The following is a 13,587-nucleotide window of genomic DNA, read 5'->3' as shown; positions in this document are numbered from 1 at the left end:
GCATTTCGTTATCATCCGCTCCCACTCTCCAGCCGGGCGGCCTGATGTCTGCGATCATTGATTCTTTTATTGCCCCACCGTGTCACGATGACATTCAGATCCTCTGGCAGGATGAACATCTGCTGCTGATCGATAAGCCTTCCGGCCTGCTCAGCCTCTCGGGAAAAAATCCGCAAAACCTTGATTCCGTTCACTATCGTCTGGTCCAGACCTTCCCCGGCTGCACGCTGGTACACCGCCTGGACTTCGGCACGTCCGGGCTGATGGTGGTTGCGCGCAATAAGACCATCAACGCGGCACTGTGCCAGCAGTTCAGCCAGCGTAGCGTGGAGAAAGTCTACAGCGCCCTGCTTTGCGGACATGTGGAAAATGACGAAGGTGTAATCGATGCGCCGATTGCCAAAGACCCGGCGCTGTTCCCGCTGATGTCGATCTGCGCCATCACCGGGAAACCCGCCCGCTCCCGCTACCGGGTGATGGAACGGTTTTATCAGGAGACGGGACTGCCGTTAACGCGGGTTGAACTTACTCCGGAGACCGGGCGAACCCATCAGCTGCGTATTCACTGCCAGGGGCTGGGGCACCCGATTCTGGGCTGCGATCTGTATGGTGGTCTTGACGTACCGGGCGCTGAAGGAACGCCCCGGCTGATGCTGCATGCCAGCGAGCTGAATTTTATTCATCCCGTGAGCGGAGAGCCGGTTAACGCCCGACACGCCGCCCCGTTCTGAACGCGTTTTACCACATCAAATCGTCAGGGATTTTGAAGTCAGCGTACGGATCGTCTTCGTCCTGCTCTTCCTGGCTGAGCGCGCTGTTTAACACGATGCTGTCGGCATCGCGCTGGGCAATTTTATCGGCTACCACCGCCGGAATAATCGCGTATTCGCAGTCGCCGCTGGCGTTAATCACCAGACGGGCAATCGCCAGACGGCCGTTGATCAGCTGAGCCTGGGTTTGCTTGTCGACGTCGATTTTTTTGATCAGATTACCGTCGGTGAAGTTAAAGGTGATGTTGCCTTTCGCCACGGTGATGCGGTTCATCTCAATCAGCTGTTTCACCTGCGCCTTAAACTCTTTCGCCATCACGGCCTGCTTCTGCTGCTCGCTCAGCAGCTTGTCACGCTCGATCTGCGCCTTCTTGTTCTCTTCTACCGCTTCCCGAGCCTCACGCGCCTGAACGCGTGATTTCTTTGCCGTACGCTGCACTTTCGCCGCTTTCTTGCTGCTGACCAGGCCCGCTTTCAGCATCTGCTCTTGTAAGGTGAGTTTTGTCATGATTGTTTCTAAACCGGTTGGAAATTTTGGGGATTATAGCGTCATTAAGAGCGTGCCGAAACATAAGTAAAACATAGGACGGTTCACCTTAACCGTCTGATAATTTGACGCCTGCAAAATAAAACACAATGGAACACTCCAATGATAACGATTCAAAAAGCCGACCTGCACTCTTCTGAATCCCTGAGTCTGATTGAAAAATTATCATCAGAACTGGCGAACATTACCGGGGATGGCGGTACGCGTCATTTTAACGTCGACTCGATGATGGCCGAACGCGCCCTGTGGTTGGTCGCCAGGAATGAAACAGGTGATGCCGTTGGATGTGCCGCACTACGACCACTTTCCGAACAGGTTGCCGAGCTGAAACGCATGTATTCCGACAGGAGCGAGCCGGGTATTGGTAAGGTTTTACTGGCTTTTCTTGAAGCGTCGGCACAGCGTTTAGGTTATAGCGAAATCTGGCTAGAAACCCGACACGTTAATGCTCGTGCGGTGAAATTCTATGAGCGAAATGGCTACCGCGTAATTGACAACTATGGTCCCTACATCGGCAGGCAAGAAGCGGTCTGCTTAGCAAAACAACTGGCACTAAACGGGAGTCGTGGGAATTTGTGATCAACATCATGAACTTCCCTCATGTTGCAGTGAAATTAAGTCACTTCCCCTGCGCCGCGGGCTCAGGCATAAATTATGCATTGGTAACTTCTTAGCAACATGAACTTAGGATGCATAACCACAATGAGCAAAGCTTTCACATATTCCCTTAAGCGCAGTTGCTTCGATGAGAATTACAACCCGTCTGAAAATACGCGTACGACCACCAACTTTGCCAACCTGGCGCGCGGGGAAAAACGTCAGGAAAACCTGCGCAATACGCTGGTGATGATCAACAACCGCTTCAACGCTCTGGCGCGCTGGGATAACCCAAACGCCGATCGCTATGCGGTTGAGCTTGAAATCATCTCTGTCGATTTGAACATTGGCGCGGAAAAGCCATTCCCGGCTATTGAGATACTGCAAACCACTATTGTCGACAAGAAAAACAACCTGCGCATCCCTGGCATCGTCGGGAATAACTTCTCGTCTTACGTGCGGGATTATGATTTCAGCGTCCTGCTGCTGGAGCACAACAAGAACCAGCAGCACTTCAGCATTCCGGAAAAGTTTGGCGAACTGCACGGTAATATTTTCCGCCATTTTGTGCGTTCACCGGAATACAAAGAGAACTTCAAAAAAGGACCGGTGATCTGCCTGAGCGTATCCAGCAAAGATACCTATCGCCGCACCGGCAACCAGCACCCTGTGCTGGGCGTGGAGTATCAGCCGGACGGCGAGTCGCTAACGGAACAGTACTTCGCGAAAATGGGCCTGAATGTGCGCTACTTCATGCCGGAAAACAGCGTGGCACCGTTCGCGTTCTTCTTCACCGGGGATTTGCTGAGTGACTACACCGATCTCGAACTGATCGCCACCATTAGCACGATGGAGACGTTCCAGAAGATCTATCGCCCGGAGATTTATAACGCCAACTCGGCGGCCGGGCTGTGCTACCGACCGGATCTGAACCAGCAGGATCACTCATTAACCAAAATTGTGTATGACCGGGAAGAGCGAAGCCGTCTGGCGATTGAACAGGGTCGATTTACCGAAGAGTACTTCATTAAGCCTTACAAACACATTCTTGAGCAGTGGTCTGATAACTACACGCTTTAATACATTAAAAAAGGTCTTTTATTATGAAAACATTGCTCCCGACTTCTACCGCTGGCAGCCTGCCAAAGCCGACCTGGCTTGCGCAACCTGAAACGCTGTGGTCACCCTGGAAATTACAGGATCAGGAACTGCTGGCGGGCAAGCAGGATGCGCTGCGCCTGTCTCTGGATGAGCAGATCCGTGCGGGAATCGATATCGTCAGCGACGGGGAACAGACCCGTCAGCACTTCGTCACCACCTTCATTGAACACCTGAGCGGCGTTGATTTTGAGAACCGCCAGACGGTTCGCATTCGTAACCGCTATGACGCCAGCGTGCCGACCGTAGTTTCTGCGGTTGCGCGCCAGAAACCGGTCTTCGTTGACGATGCAAGGTACCTGCGTCAGCTCACGGACAAGCCGATCAAATGGGCCCTGCCGGGGCCGATGACCATGATCGACACCCTCTACGACGCGCACTATAAAAGCCGCGAAAAGCTGGCCTGGGAATTCGCCAAAATCCTCAATCAGGAAGCGCGCGAATTAGAGGCCGCGGGCGTGGATATTATCCAGTTCGACGAACCGGCGTTTAACGTCTTTTTTGACGAGGTCAATGACTGGGGCATCGCCGCGCTGGAGCGCGCCATTGAAGGGCTGAAGTGCGAGACCGCGGTCCACATCTGCTACGGCTACGGCATCAAGGCCAATACCGACTGGAAAAAGACGCTCGGATCCGAGTGGCGCCAGTACGAAGAGGCCTTCCCTAAGCTGCAGACCTCTAACATCGACATCATCTCCCTGGAGTGCCACAACTCCCACGTGCCGATGGATCTGCTTGAGCTGATCCGCGGCAAAAAAGTGATGGTTGGCGCGATTGACGTAGCAACCAACACGGTTGAAACGCCGGAGGAAGTGGCCGATACGCTGCGTAAAGCGCTGCAGTTTGTCGATGCGGACAAGCTTTATCCGTCAACCAACTGCGGCATGGCTCCCCTCTCCCGTCAGGTTGCTAACGGCAAGCTGAGAGCACTCAGCGCTGGCGCAGAGATTATCCGCAAAGAGCTTGGCGCGTAATCCCTTACGTTTGCCAGTAAAGCGGCGTACCAAAACGCTCAACGTAATAATCAATTACCGCCCTGACGTTCAGGGGCGGATGTCGGGCATCAGGGTAGATCGCCGCGATCGCCTGCTGTTCCGTATTGATGGCACACTCCAGCGCGGGCAGGAGCGGAATCAGCTCACCGCGCTGGAGCGGCTCGCTCACCAGCCAGTCCGGGAACAGCACGATCCCCATCCCGCCCCGCGCCGCAGCCAGCAGCGCTTCCGCATTATTCGAGGTCATCAATGGCGTCACGGGATAATGCGTCCACGCCTCGCCCGCCCTGCGCAACAGCCAGCGGTTAGGCCCTGACGATCCGCGATAGACAAGACAGTGATGGCGATTCAGATCGTCCGGCCCTTCAGGCGCACCGTGTCTACGCACGTAATCTGGCGACGCGGCCAGATGATACACCTGCTGCCCGAACACCCGCGCCCGAAACGAGGAGTCCGTCAGTACACCAATGCGGAAGATAAGGTCTGCCGCATCCCGGTGCGGGTCGATAAAATCATCGGTCAGCGTCAGCTCTACGCTCAGGCGGGGATAGCGTTCCGACAGGCCGGGAAGTCCTGGGGCTATGTGTTTCTGGCCGAAAAACACCGGTCCGTTAATGCGGATCGCACCGGACGGTTCCACCGCACGCGCGTCCAGCTCCCGGCGCGCCTCTTCCAGGTTTTCCGCCATTGACCGGGCGTAGCGAATAAACAGATGACCACTTTCCGTGGGAATGACGGCCCGCGTATTGCGGTAGAAAAGCTGCTGCCCGAGCGCATCCTCAAGCTGGTGGATCACGCGCGATATCTGCGAGGCCGATATCCCCTGCCGCCGCGCCACGACTGAGAAATTCTGCGCTTCATACACGTCGATGAAGATCAGCAGCGTGCGAATGTTAATGTTGCTGGCGTCAACCATTAATGCATTTCTCGCAAAGGTGTTTCCACCATTATGGCATTTTTCTCACTGGACAACCCACGTAATCTTCTTCGCCTGAAAACGGAGGAAGAAGAATGCAGTTGGTTTTGATTTTACTGGTGATTGCTGGCGGGATGGGCCTCTCCGTCGAGGCGGGCCTGCTGGGACCGCTGGGGGGAAAGGTCGGGGATTTATGGGCGACGTTCAGCATTTTTGGCGTCGGCGCCGCGCTGACGTTTCTGCTGATGCTCTTTTTCAGCCCGCGCAACAGCCCGTCGTTTTTCGCACAGCCCGGCTGGCAGCTGCTCGGCGGCGTGCTCGGTCCGGTGTACGTGGTCATCCTGACCGTGGCGACACCCGCCATCGGCATTGCCATGACCATGATTGGCATTCTGGCCGGCCAGGTCTTTAAAAGCCTGATCATTGATCACTATGGTCTGCTGGGTTCGCCGCACAGGAAGATAAACGCAAAGCGCATTATTGCACTGGGGTTCATCATTGCGGCACTGGTTCTGGTCGCACAGGGGTAACGTATGACACTGATTATGATTCTTCTGGCCGTCTGCGGCGGCGCAACGCTGAGCATTCAGGCCGCCATTAACGGCCAGCTCGGCAGCAGCGTGGGGGTATTTAAAAGCGCGTTTCTGACCTTCTCCGTCGGCGCGCTGGTGACCGCCCTGCTGATTTTCTTCTTTGAGCCTAAGCAGGCCGTCAGCCTGCTGGACGTGCCGAAATGGCAGCTTCTCGGGGCAATGTTTGGCGTGCCTTATATTGTGATTATGGTCGTGGCGGTGCAGCGCATCGGCACCGCCGTCGCCACGGTGGCGGTCATATTCGGCCAGCTCACCATGAGCATGTTGATTGATAACTTTGGCTGGCTGGGTAATGCCGCTATTCCCTTTTCGCCGAGCCGTCTGGGGGCGGTAGTCTGCCTGGGGATTGCTCTCTGGTTCATCTACTCGAGCAGTAAAATTCACAGCACCCGCGACTAGACTCATGTCTTACGGGTAAAGAACAGCGTTACCGTGGCGACGGTGACGCCCAGCTTCTTCATCTCGGTTTTATTAAACAGATGGTTCTCATCCTGCAGGTACATCCAGTCGTCAAAGTTCAGTAGCCAGGTGCTGCCGTTGGCCTTCACGTTCATGCTGTAATGCCAGTTGAACGCGTTGCCTGCGGCCTGCCCCGTCGCCACCCCTTCGATATCCCCCGCCGTGCCCTCGTAGCGATCGTTCCCCAGGCGCCGGATATGCCAGACCCGTTGCTGCTTCTCACCGTCGTCATAAACGAAGTGCTCGTTGAGCGTCAGCGTATCGCCAATCACATCCCCGGCAATCTCAACGTGAAAGCGACGGATCTGCTTGCCGCTGCGATCCTGCACCATCCCCCACGCTTCAGTTTTACCCTGGAAGTAGTGGAAGATATCCAGCCGCGGCTGCTGCTGGCGGTACTCGGTCACCTCCGTGCTACAGCCCGCCAGAAGCATCGTCAATGCCAGCGCCATCATCAGGAAACGTTTCATTTTTGGCCTCCGATTAACTGCTGACGCAGTTCAGGGTATTGCGTGCGGGGATCGAGCCAGATGGCCAGAAAGCGGGTGCTGAACGCTTCTGACTGGCGTGGTCCCAGGGGAATAAAGGTTTTCTGAAGGGTCGGATCGCGATACCAGAACTGCCCCTGCTTATCGTTGAGAACAAACGCCAGCTGTGAGCCCTGTCGGACATCAGGCCACAGCGACTGGAGCATCCGCAGCCAGGCTTCGCTTTGCGCTTCCTGCGCCAGGATACCCTGCGCCTGCCACTGGTCGCGGGTCGCCTCGACCAGTTCATCGCGATCGATGTCGCGCGCATAGGTAATAATCAGCGCCTGATCCTGGTCCTCCCGACCGTAACGCCCGTCCGGAGTACGCAGCTGGGAGGTATAGACCGTGAACGGCCCCCAGGTAAGCGTGGCGTCGCCCACCTTCCGCCACGCCAGCCAGTCGGCGGCCTGGGCAACGGGAACAACCAGCGTCAGACAAAGCAGCAAAAATGCAGCTTTCATTTTTGTCTCCCCATCAGCAGGTGGAAAAACAGCATCAATACCAGCCACCCCGGCGCCATCCAGCTAACGACGATAAAGGTTGGCTCCAGAAACGTGATGGCACCCAGCCGCTCGCCAATCAGGTACGCTACCGGGCCTCCCACGGCGGCAAGCAGGGTCAGCAGCCAGCCGGGCAACGTGGTGGTGCGCGTAAGCTGCGTCCAGACGGTGGCAAACATCAGCCACAATGCCACCATCCATAGCGGCATCAGGGAGTCGCCCGTAAAGGCAATCAGTCCCGTCAGCGTCCAGAGCGTATCCAGCAAACTTCCCGCCGCGGCCAGCCCAATGGCGTAAAAACGGTATACAGACGGCAAAAGCAGGCACGCCAGAACCGCCAGCGCGAGCCAGATAATCAGGCCCTGTTCGCGAAAGAGCACCACCAGCGCCCAGTAAAGATCGAACGCGACGGCCAGCAGAAAGACCTGAAGATATCGTTTCATACGCGCTCGGCGGTCAGCTGCACCACGCTGATGGTGCGGGCGTTAAACCCGGCTTCGCAGTAGCCAAAGTAGTACAGCCACATGCGGCGAAACCGCTCATCGAAGCCGAGCTTTTCAATCTCCTGCCAGGCGTGGACAAAGCGCTGCCGCCAGTGGGCCAGCGTGCGGGCGTAGTCCGGTCCCATGTCGAAAAGATTGCGCACCACGAAATCGGTGTGGCGCGTCATCAGCTCGTTCATCGCGGTGATGCTCGGCAGGAAGCCGCCGGGGAAGATGTAGCGCTGGATAAAGTCGACGCTTTTGCTGTAGTCGCGATAGCGCTGGTCCTGAATCGTGATGGCCTGAATCGCCATCCGTCCTCCCGGGCGCAGCCGCGCCTGGCAGGTACGGAAGAACGTGGGCAGATAGCGCTGCCCGACTGCTTCAATCATCTCTATCGAGACCAGCTTGTCGTACTGCCCGGTGAGGTCGCGATAGTCGCAGAGCAGCACCTCGACCCGATCCTGCAGTCCGGCGCGCGCAATTCGCTCGGTCGCCCAGACGTATTGCTCCTGTGACAGCGTGGTGGTAGTCACCCGACAGCCATAATGACGGGCCGCGTATTCCGCCATCGCGCCCCAGCCGGTACCGATTTCCAGCAGGTGGTCACTCGGTTCTAGCATTAACTGGTCACACAGGCGCGCCATTTTGGCCTGCTGGGCCACCGTCAGATCCTGCTCGTCATCCGTAAACAAGGCGCTGGAATAGAGCAGCTCTTTATCCAGAAAATGGGCGTAGAAGGTATTGCCCAGATCGTAATGAGCGGCAATATTTTCACGCGCCTGCGCGCGGGAGTTACGTCGCGTCCAGTGGCGCAGACGCTCCAGCGGCCTGCCGAACAGGCGGAACCCGTTTTCCAGACGGCCAAGCACCTCGCCGTTGAGCGCCAGCAGTTCCAGAAGCGGCGTAAGGTGGGTGGTTTCCCATTCGCCGTCCATCCAGGCTTCTGCGGCAGCAAGGCTACCGCCCGTTAAAACGCGCCAGTAAACGCCGGGCGTGAGGATTTGTACGTCGGCGTGCAGCGCGGAGGATGTCTCGCCAAAATGGAAGGTCTGCGCCCCTTCACGCAGGGTGAGCGAGCCGCCGCGGATACCGCTTAACAGACGAAAAAGCAGCCAGCGCGCGATGCGCACGTTGCGCGGGATATCGGGTTCTAACGCAAAGACGGGATCGGTCATGAGCGTTCACTCCTGCTGACGGGGTGGTTATACAGCGGCACGCGCTTGAGCCATAGCCGCAGCGCCTGCCAGTAAATGGCAAAAACAGTTTTCAGGGTCATGAGCGGGATACGCACCAAAAGCCCACGCAGCGCGGGGCGCGTCAAAGGCTCCCGGCGCAGCGCCAGCGTGGCGTCAAAGACCTTCGCTTCCTGATGATTTTCAATGTGCATATGCAGCGTGTTATCCGGGTCGTTAAAGCGCCAGTGGTAGATCATGTCCATTGGATTGAAGGGGGAGACGTGAAACGCTTTTTCCGTGGGCTGTGCATTCTGTCCGTTGACGGCATAGTAATGACGTTCATTCCACGGCGTGTTGCGGACCTCCGCCAGCACCCAGCGCAGCGTCTCCTTCTCGTCATAGCAGTAGTAAAAGTTGACCGGATTGAAATGAAAGCCGAAATAGCGCAGCTGCGTCAGGAGCATGACCCGCCCGTCCGGACGTTCTCCGGTCAGGCTCTCCAGCCTGCTGAGCACGTTCTCCTTAAGCGGCGTGCCGAGCGGATAGTCCGCGTCGTGGAACGAGGCGGCGGCAAAGCGATTGTGCCGTACGCCGACGGACGGCAGCAGCGGCAGTTCATCGAGATCCAGCCAGGCCATAAAGACGCTGTAGCTGAATTCGTGGTTTTTCGGCTGGAGGCGGCGGTGGCGTAATACGCCGTGGTAGAGGCAGCTGTTCATCTTAGTTCCCCTCTCCGGCCGCTATCGCATTGACCACGTCCAGCGCGCTGCGCACGCCATCCTCATGAAAACCGTTGTACCAGTAGGCCCCGCAGTACCAGCTCCGGTTATGACCGTTGATCTCGCCGCGCCGCGCCTGCGCCCGCCAGCTTTGCGGGTTAAACAGCGGATGTTCATAAACGAAGCGTTGCAGAACGAAGCGTTCATCTACCGGTGCGTCAGGGTTCAGGGTGACGCAGAACAGCGGACTGCCCGCAGGCAGCCCCTGCAGAATGTTCATGTTGTAGGTAACACAGGCGCTGGCCTGCTCCTGCGCGCTCAGGCGGTAGTTCCAGCTCGCCCACGCCCGCGGCCGCACCGGCAGCCAGCGCGGGTCGCTGTGCAACACAACCTCGTTGCGCTGCCAGCCAATATCGCCCAGCACCTCGCGCTCTGCGGAGGTGGGATCGTCAAGCATCGCCAGAGCACTGGCGGAGTGGCAGGCAAAAATCACCCGATCGAAAGTATGGCTGCCGTTTTCAAGCTGAAGCGTAACCCCGTCCTCGTGGCGGCTCACCCGCTGCACCGGTGAATTGAGGTGCAGAGTCAGCCGATCGCCTAATTTGTCCAGCATCGCACGGATATACTCTCGCGAGCCGCCCGGCACCACGTACCACTGCGGGCGATGGGTGATATCCAGCAGCCCGTGATTCTGGAAGAAACGTAAGAAAAGCGGCAGCGGGAAACGCTTCATCTCCTGCAGCGAGGATGACCAGATGGCGGCCCCCATCGGCAAAATATAGTGGCGCGCAAAAAACGGCGTAAAGCCGTGCTGGTCCAGAAAGGTCTGCAGCGTGGCGTTCGGGTCCACCATCCCGTCCAGCGCCTGTTTTGCCAGACGATTGAAGCGGACGATCTCGCCGAGCAGACGCCAGAACGCCGGGTTCACCAGGTTGCGGCGCTGGGCAAACAGCGACGTCAGGGTGTGACCGTTGTACTCCAGCCCCGTTTCGGGGTTGTGTACCGAAAAGCTCATCTGCGTTTTTTGCCCGCTGATGCCCAGCTCGCTGAGCAGGCCCATAAAGCGCGGATAGGTGCGGTCGTTGTAGACGATAAAACCGGTATCGATCGCGTATGTGCCCTGGGGCGTCGTCACGTCAACCGTTGCGGTATGGCCGCCCGGTGTGGATCCCGCTTCAAACAGGGTCACCTGATGATGCCCGGCCAGGCGCCAGGCGCAGGTCAGCCCGGCAATGCCGCTGCCGATAATCGCAATGTTCATGAACGCACCATCCTGCGCAGCAGCGCGCGCTGTAGAAACGCAGGCAGCCCGGAGAGCAGCCGCAAAATGAAGCCAAACCCGGACGGAAACGCGATGTGCATTTTCCCGGCCGCCAGACCGATACGGATCGCCTTCACCGCCTCGTCGACGGCCACCCTGCCCGGCATGGCAAAATCGTTTTTTTGCGTCAGGGGCGTATCGACAAAGCCCGGGGAAACAACCGTCACGGCAATGCCTTTTGGCTCCCAGTCCAGGCGCAGGCTTTCGGCAAACCAGCTCAGCGCGGCTTTGGACGCGCCATAGGCCTCTGCACGCGGGAAGGGAAGCCAGTGGGCCATCGAGCTCACCAGCACCACGCGGTTACCGGCAACCAGCTGCGGCTGTAGCGCCTCAAGGCAGTTCACCGGCCCGAGGAAATTGGTGTTCATGACCCGCTCTACCAGCGCCGCGTCCACCATGCCCTGGTCGAGATATTCGCAGGTACCGGCGCAGAGAATAATCAGATCGGCGTAACTGCCGGTCAGCGCCTGGCGACAGGCGTCCCGGTCCGTCATATCGAACAGACGAACGGTGAGATTGGGGCAGGTCTGATGCAGTGCTTCCAGACGCGCCGGATCGCGCCCGCAGGCAATCACATGGTAGCCGTCAGCGGCAAAGGATTTTGCCAGCCCGGCGCCAATGCCTGAGCTTGCGCCGGTAATCAGCACCGTCTTCATGATTTAACTCTCCGCTTCACGCCGCGTACCGCCCAGCCCAGCAGAGGGAGATGCTCGTAGATCATCTCTCCCGCATCGTAGTAGTCGCGCTGGTGCGTGATGAGATCGTTTTCCGTCTCCACCACCGAGCACCCTGGCAGATCGAGCGGCTCACCTCCGGCAATGCGCGGATGCGACCAGTGCATCACCCAGGTGACAACAAACCGGTTCCCACTGCACAGCGGCGGATCGATAGAAAAACGGCAATTCTCGACGTTGGCCAGCAAATGGGTGAAATAGCGCTGAAGCGCAAAGATACCGTCATGCTCGCCGAACGGATCGACAAGCGTGGCATTTGAATGGTAAAGCCCGACCAGCGCGGACGGCGGCTGGCTATCCAGTGCGGCGTAGTACTCAACAAACCGACTCACGACAGAGGGCAAAGTGCTCATGGGTCACATCCTGGCTGTAAACAACGTGGCGTAATCGCATACTTAAAACTTACACAATTAACGTTATTTGTCCAAGTTTGTGCAAATTTATTTTTTATTACTTATAAATATCAACAACTTGACAACTCAATCATTTGGCGTTTTTGTAGGCCGGGTAAGGCGTAGCCGCCACCCGGCTTTCACTTTCAGGTTATCCTTAAGGCAAATTCAGCGGTCATCTTCCAGGCTTATCCTTTTTATTCATAAGGATGTCTGACATGAAACGTTTCTTTCTCTCCCTTTTCTCCAGCCCGGAATCCTTACTGCAGGTGATGAGCCAGCAGGAAATTATTGAAGCCGTCGAAGATGGCGACCGCATCATTATCGACCAGGACGGAAACGCCTCCGTGAACTACAAAAGCAACGAGGTGCGGCAGGATTTTCTGCGTCACGTCAACATGCTGAAGAGGGCCTGATATGGGAACGGCGATATTTATGGTGCTGATGGTCTGCGGGTACTGGTACACCAGCCGCGACCTGTCGACCCGCTTTAAAATCAAGCGTTCCTTTGGCTGGGACGTCTATTTTCTTGTGGCGCTGTACGGCTGTATTTTCGTTCTGCAGGGGGTGATTGCCACGGGTCTGCTCTGGCTGCTGCTGCTCGCCCTTTCCGCCGCCAATAACGCTTTTCACTTTGCCTCACCGAAATATACCGACTGGCAAATCGACTTTATGAACTGGAGTTTTTTAGGCATTCAGGCGCCGGTGGTCGTGATGCTGGCGTTCGCCATCCTGTTTTGCCTCTACCGCTCTAACTGGGCGGGCAGCGCCAGGCTGGACGGCGAAAGCCGGAAAAAGCTCTACAAACGTCTGGCGCAGTCGAGCGGGATCGAACAACTGCTATACCAGTGTATGGAACAAGGCGAGCTGGCGCAGGTCACGCTCCGCTCGAGACGGATTTACGTCGGCATGATCCACACCGCGACGCTGGAATATGAAAAAACGGCCAATATCGTGCTGATCCCGATGTTGAGCGGGTACCGGGATGCGAAGACGATGAACCTGCGCATCGAGAATAATTACAGCAGGTGGTATGCGGAGCATGACATTACGCTCGACTCTGAACCCCGCAGCGCCATGTCATTCCGCAAGGTGATTTTACTCAATCAGATTGAGAGCATCTCGCTGTTCGATCCCGCCAGCGCCAGCGCGCTGGCGCTGGCACAGCGGGACGAGAGCCCTGGCCCTAAAGAGACATCCCCATAATTTTGAGTACACTCTGCTGGGAAGCGTACAGGACAAAAAGCGAATGACACATCATTTGCGGTGGTATTCACGGTTGCGCAGTCTGATAAAGATCCCAGCGGTTGCCGTAAATATCTTCAAACACCACCACCGTACCGTATTCTTCCTCACGAGGTTCTTCGCAGAAATGAACGCCTTTTGCCTTCATGGCATGGTAATCGCGCCAAAAATCATCCGTCTGAAGGAACAGGAAAACTCTGCCGCCGCTTTGATTACCGATAAAACCTTCCTGCCTCTCGTTAGAGGCACGAGCCAGCAGGATATTGCAGTCGCTTTCCGGGTTGGGTGAGACGACTACCCAGCGTTTTCCCGGTTGGGGCGTATCCTCTACGAGGGTAAACCCCAGCTTGTCGGTGTAGTACTCAATGGCGCGATCGTAGTCATCAACCACAATAGCTACGCAGCCAAGGCATCGTTTCTGTGTTCTCATTTTTTCGTTTCCTTTGCACAA

General features: G+C 56.9%; 19 protein-coding genes. 8 read left to right on the top strand and 11 right to left on the bottom strand.

The window, feature by feature from the left end; all coding sequences use genetic code 11:
- Positions 1 to 44 precede the first annotated feature (44 nt).
- The gene (locus AB3N39_RS09940; protein WP_367897267.1) at positions 45 to 731 is read left to right on the top strand and encodes an RluA family pseudouridine synthase; all 687 of its coding nucleotides are present in this window, start codon (positions 45 to 47) and stop codon (positions 729 to 731) included.
- Positions 732 to 738: 7 nt separating this feature from the next.
- Here AB3N39_RS09940 and AB3N39_RS09935 read toward each other — a convergent pair whose 3' ends face one another.
- Positions 739 to 1,278 (bottom strand): DUF2058 domain-containing protein, encoded by a 540-nt coding sequence (locus tag AB3N39_RS09935; protein WP_115875000.1) that lies wholly within the window; start codon positions 1,276 to 1,278, stop codon positions 739 to 741.
- Between the two features lie 141 nt (positions 1,279 to 1,419).
- On the opposite strand from AB3N39_RS09935, the gene AB3N39_RS09930 reads away from it, so the two are divergent.
- The 3 genes from AB3N39_RS09930 to AB3N39_RS09920 all read left to right on the top strand — a co-directional run bounded on the left by AB3N39_RS09930 (position 1,420) and on the right by AB3N39_RS09920 (position 4,046).
- Positions 1,420 to 1,896, top strand: coding sequence for a GNAT family N-acetyltransferase (locus tag AB3N39_RS09930; RefSeq protein ID WP_367897266.1), 477 nt, complete (start codon positions 1,420 to 1,422; stop codon positions 1,894 to 1,896).
- Between the two features lie 123 nt (positions 1,897 to 2,019).
- The gene (locus tag AB3N39_RS09925; RefSeq protein WP_252092867.1) at positions 2,020 to 2,994 is read left to right on the top strand and encodes a DUF1852 domain-containing protein; all 975 of its coding nucleotides are present in this window, start codon (positions 2,020 to 2,022) and stop codon (positions 2,992 to 2,994) included.
- A 23-nt stretch (positions 2,995 to 3,017) separates the two neighbouring features.
- Positions 3,018 to 4,046, top strand: a complete 1,029-nt coding sequence (locus AB3N39_RS09920) for a methionine synthase (RefSeq protein ID WP_367897265.1) — start codon at positions 3,018 to 3,020, stop codon at positions 4,044 to 4,046.
- Between the two features lie 4 nt (positions 4,047 to 4,050).
- Here AB3N39_RS09920 and AB3N39_RS09915 read toward each other — a convergent pair whose 3' ends face one another.
- Positions 4,051 to 4,983 (bottom strand): LysR family transcriptional regulator, encoded by a 933-nt coding sequence (locus tag AB3N39_RS09915; RefSeq protein ID WP_325813427.1) that lies wholly within the window; start codon positions 4,981 to 4,983, stop codon positions 4,051 to 4,053.
- 95 nt (positions 4,984 to 5,078) lie between these two features.
- On the opposite strand from AB3N39_RS09915, the gene AB3N39_RS09910 reads away from it, so the two are divergent.
- A complete protein-coding gene (locus AB3N39_RS09910) occupies positions 5,079 to 5,513 on the top strand; it encodes a DMT family transporter (RefSeq protein ID WP_047075294.1) in 435 nt (144 codons plus the stop codon).
- A 3-nt stretch (positions 5,514 to 5,516) separates the two neighbouring features.
- Positions 5,517 to 5,975, top strand: a complete 459-nt coding sequence (locus tag AB3N39_RS09905) for a DMT family transporter (RefSeq protein ID WP_111964679.1) — start codon at positions 5,517 to 5,519, stop codon at positions 5,973 to 5,975.
- Positions 5,976 to 5,977: 2 nt separating this feature from the next.
- Here AB3N39_RS09905 and AB3N39_RS09900 read toward each other — a convergent pair whose 3' ends face one another.
- From AB3N39_RS09900 to AB3N39_RS09865, 8 genes are read right to left on the bottom strand one after another with little or no spacing between them, the layout of a single operon-like run.
- The gene (locus AB3N39_RS09900) at positions 5,978 to 6,505 is read right to left on the bottom strand and encodes a DUF3833 domain-containing protein (protein ID WP_111964680.1); all 528 of its coding nucleotides are present in this window, start codon (positions 6,503 to 6,505) and stop codon (positions 5,978 to 5,980) included.
- A complete protein-coding gene (locus AB3N39_RS09895) occupies positions 6,502 to 7,026 on the bottom strand; it encodes a hypothetical protein (protein WP_136194823.1) in 525 nt (174 codons plus the stop codon). The genes AB3N39_RS09900 and AB3N39_RS09895 overlap by 4 nt, the downstream gene beginning before the upstream one ends.
- On the bottom strand, positions 7,023 to 7,508 hold the full coding sequence (locus AB3N39_RS09890; protein WP_136194822.1) for a DUF2878 domain-containing protein: 486 nt from the start codon (positions 7,506 to 7,508) through the stop codon (positions 7,023 to 7,025). Before AB3N39_RS09890 ends, AB3N39_RS09895 begins: the two co-directional genes overlap by 4 nt.
- Positions 7,505 to 8,725 (bottom strand): class I SAM-dependent methyltransferase, encoded by a 1,221-nt coding sequence (locus tag AB3N39_RS09885; RefSeq protein WP_367897264.1) that lies wholly within the window; start codon positions 8,723 to 8,725, stop codon positions 7,505 to 7,507. Before AB3N39_RS09885 ends, AB3N39_RS09890 begins: the two co-directional genes overlap by 4 nt.
- On the bottom strand, positions 8,722 to 9,444 hold the full coding sequence (locus tag AB3N39_RS09880; RefSeq protein ID WP_115874991.1) for a DUF1365 domain-containing protein: 723 nt from the start codon (positions 9,442 to 9,444) through the stop codon (positions 8,722 to 8,724). The genes AB3N39_RS09885 and AB3N39_RS09880 overlap by 4 nt, the downstream gene beginning before the upstream one ends.
- A 1-nt stretch (position 9,445) precedes the next feature.
- Complete coding sequence (locus tag AB3N39_RS09875) at positions 9,446 to 10,705, bottom strand: NAD(P)/FAD-dependent oxidoreductase (protein ID WP_133294352.1); 1,260 nt, start codon at positions 10,703 to 10,705, stop codon at positions 9,446 to 9,448.
- Positions 10,702 to 11,421 carry an SDR family NAD(P)-dependent oxidoreductase gene (locus AB3N39_RS09870; RefSeq protein ID WP_367897263.1) on the bottom strand — a complete coding sequence of 240 codons (720 nt, stop codon included), beginning with the start codon at positions 11,419 to 11,421 and terminating at the stop codon, positions 10,702 to 10,704. Before AB3N39_RS09870 ends, AB3N39_RS09875 begins: the two co-directional genes overlap by 4 nt.
- Positions 11,418 to 11,852 (bottom strand): nuclear transport factor 2 family protein, encoded by a 435-nt coding sequence (locus tag AB3N39_RS09865; protein WP_008502330.1) that lies wholly within the window; start codon positions 11,850 to 11,852, stop codon positions 11,418 to 11,420. The genes AB3N39_RS09870 and AB3N39_RS09865 overlap by 4 nt, the downstream gene beginning before the upstream one ends.
- A gap of 257 nt (positions 11,853 to 12,109) precedes the next feature.
- Between AB3N39_RS09865 and AB3N39_RS09860 the strand changes: the two genes are divergently transcribed.
- Together AB3N39_RS09860 and AB3N39_RS09855 are read left to right on the top strand one after the other, a co-directional pair.
- Positions 12,110 to 12,307, top strand: a complete 198-nt coding sequence (locus AB3N39_RS09860) for a hypothetical protein (RefSeq protein WP_023311615.1) — start codon at positions 12,110 to 12,112, stop codon at positions 12,305 to 12,307.
- 1 nt (position 12,308) lies between these two features.
- Positions 12,309 to 13,097, top strand: a complete 789-nt coding sequence (locus tag AB3N39_RS09855; protein WP_248174008.1) for a hypothetical protein — start codon at positions 12,309 to 12,311, stop codon at positions 13,095 to 13,097.
- A 67-nt stretch (positions 13,098 to 13,164) separates the two neighbouring features.
- Here the strand turns inward: AB3N39_RS09855 and AB3N39_RS09850 are convergent, their stop codons facing one another.
- On the bottom strand, positions 13,165 to 13,566 hold the full coding sequence (locus AB3N39_RS09850; protein WP_325813425.1) for a VOC family protein: 402 nt from the start codon (positions 13,564 to 13,566) through the stop codon (positions 13,165 to 13,167).
- Positions 13,567 to 13,587: the final 21 nt, after the last annotated feature.

This window comes from Enterobacter vonholyi (assembly GCF_040834095.1).
Classification (GTDB): Bacteria; Pseudomonadota; Gammaproteobacteria; order Enterobacterales; family Enterobacteriaceae; genus Enterobacter; species Enterobacter vonholyi.
This window is presented reverse-complemented; position numbering and strand designations above follow the sequence as displayed.

Excerpts from the sequence above, each read along its gene's own strand:
- AB3N39_RS09895 (WP_136194823.1), bottom strand. The coding sequence starts at position 7,026 with ATGAAAGCTGCATTTTTGCTGCTTTGTCTGACGCTGGTTGTTCCCGTT.
- AB3N39_RS09925 (WP_252092867.1), top strand. The coding sequence starts at position 2,020 with ATGAGCAAAGCTTTCACATATTCCCTTAAGCGCAGTTGCTTCGATGAG.
- AB3N39_RS09910 (WP_047075294.1), top strand. The coding sequence starts at position 5,079 with ATGCAGTTGGTTTTGATTTTACTGGTGATTGCTGGCGGGATGGGCCTC.
- AB3N39_RS09865 (WP_008502330.1), bottom strand. The coding sequence starts at position 11,852 with ATGAGCACTTTGCCCTCTGTCGTGAGTCGGTTTGTTGAGTACTACGCC.
- AB3N39_RS09860 (WP_023311615.1), top strand. The coding sequence starts at position 12,110 with ATGAAACGTTTCTTTCTCTCCCTTTTCTCCAGCCCGGAATCCTTACTG.
- AB3N39_RS09930 (WP_367897266.1), top strand. The coding sequence starts at position 1,420 with ATGATAACGATTCAAAAAGCCGACCTGCACTCTTCTGAATCCCTGAGT.
- AB3N39_RS09915 (WP_325813427.1), bottom strand. The coding sequence starts at position 4,983 with ATGGTTGACGCCAGCAACATTAACATTCGCACGCTGCTGATCTTCATC.
- AB3N39_RS09920 (WP_367897265.1), top strand. The coding sequence starts at position 3,018 with ATGAAAACATTGCTCCCGACTTCTACCGCTGGCAGCCTGCCAAAGCCG.
- AB3N39_RS09940 (WP_367897267.1), top strand. The coding sequence starts at position 45 with ATGTCTGCGATCATTGATTCTTTTATTGCCCCACCGTGTCACGATGAC.
- AB3N39_RS09905 (WP_111964679.1), top strand. The coding sequence starts at position 5,517 with ATGACACTGATTATGATTCTTCTGGCCGTCTGCGGCGGCGCAACGCTG.
- AB3N39_RS09885 (WP_367897264.1), bottom strand. The coding sequence starts at position 8,725 with ATGACCGATCCCGTCTTTGCGTTAGAACCCGATATCCCGCGCAACGTG.
- AB3N39_RS09850 (WP_325813425.1), bottom strand. The coding sequence starts at position 13,566 with ATGAGAACACAGAAACGATGCCTTGGCTGCGTAGCTATTGTGGTTGAT.
- AB3N39_RS09900 (WP_111964680.1), bottom strand. The coding sequence starts at position 6,505 with ATGAAACGTTTCCTGATGATGGCGCTGGCATTGACGATGCTTCTGGCG.
- AB3N39_RS09890 (WP_136194822.1), bottom strand. The coding sequence starts at position 7,508 with ATGAAACGATATCTTCAGGTCTTTCTGCTGGCCGTCGCGTTCGATCTT.
- AB3N39_RS09935 (WP_115875000.1), bottom strand. The coding sequence starts at position 1,278 with ATGACAAAACTCACCTTACAAGAGCAGATGCTGAAAGCGGGCCTGGTC.
- AB3N39_RS09870 (WP_367897263.1), bottom strand. The coding sequence starts at position 11,421 with ATGAAGACGGTGCTGATTACCGGCGCAAGCTCAGGCATTGGCGCCGGG.
- AB3N39_RS09880 (WP_115874991.1), bottom strand. The coding sequence starts at position 9,444 with ATGAACAGCTGCCTCTACCACGGCGTATTACGCCACCGCCGCCTCCAG.
- AB3N39_RS09855 (WP_248174008.1), top strand. The coding sequence starts at position 12,309 with ATGGGAACGGCGATATTTATGGTGCTGATGGTCTGCGGGTACTGGTAC.
- AB3N39_RS09875 (WP_133294352.1), bottom strand. The coding sequence starts at position 10,705 with ATGAACATTGCGATTATCGGCAGCGGCATTGCCGGGCTGACCTGCGCC.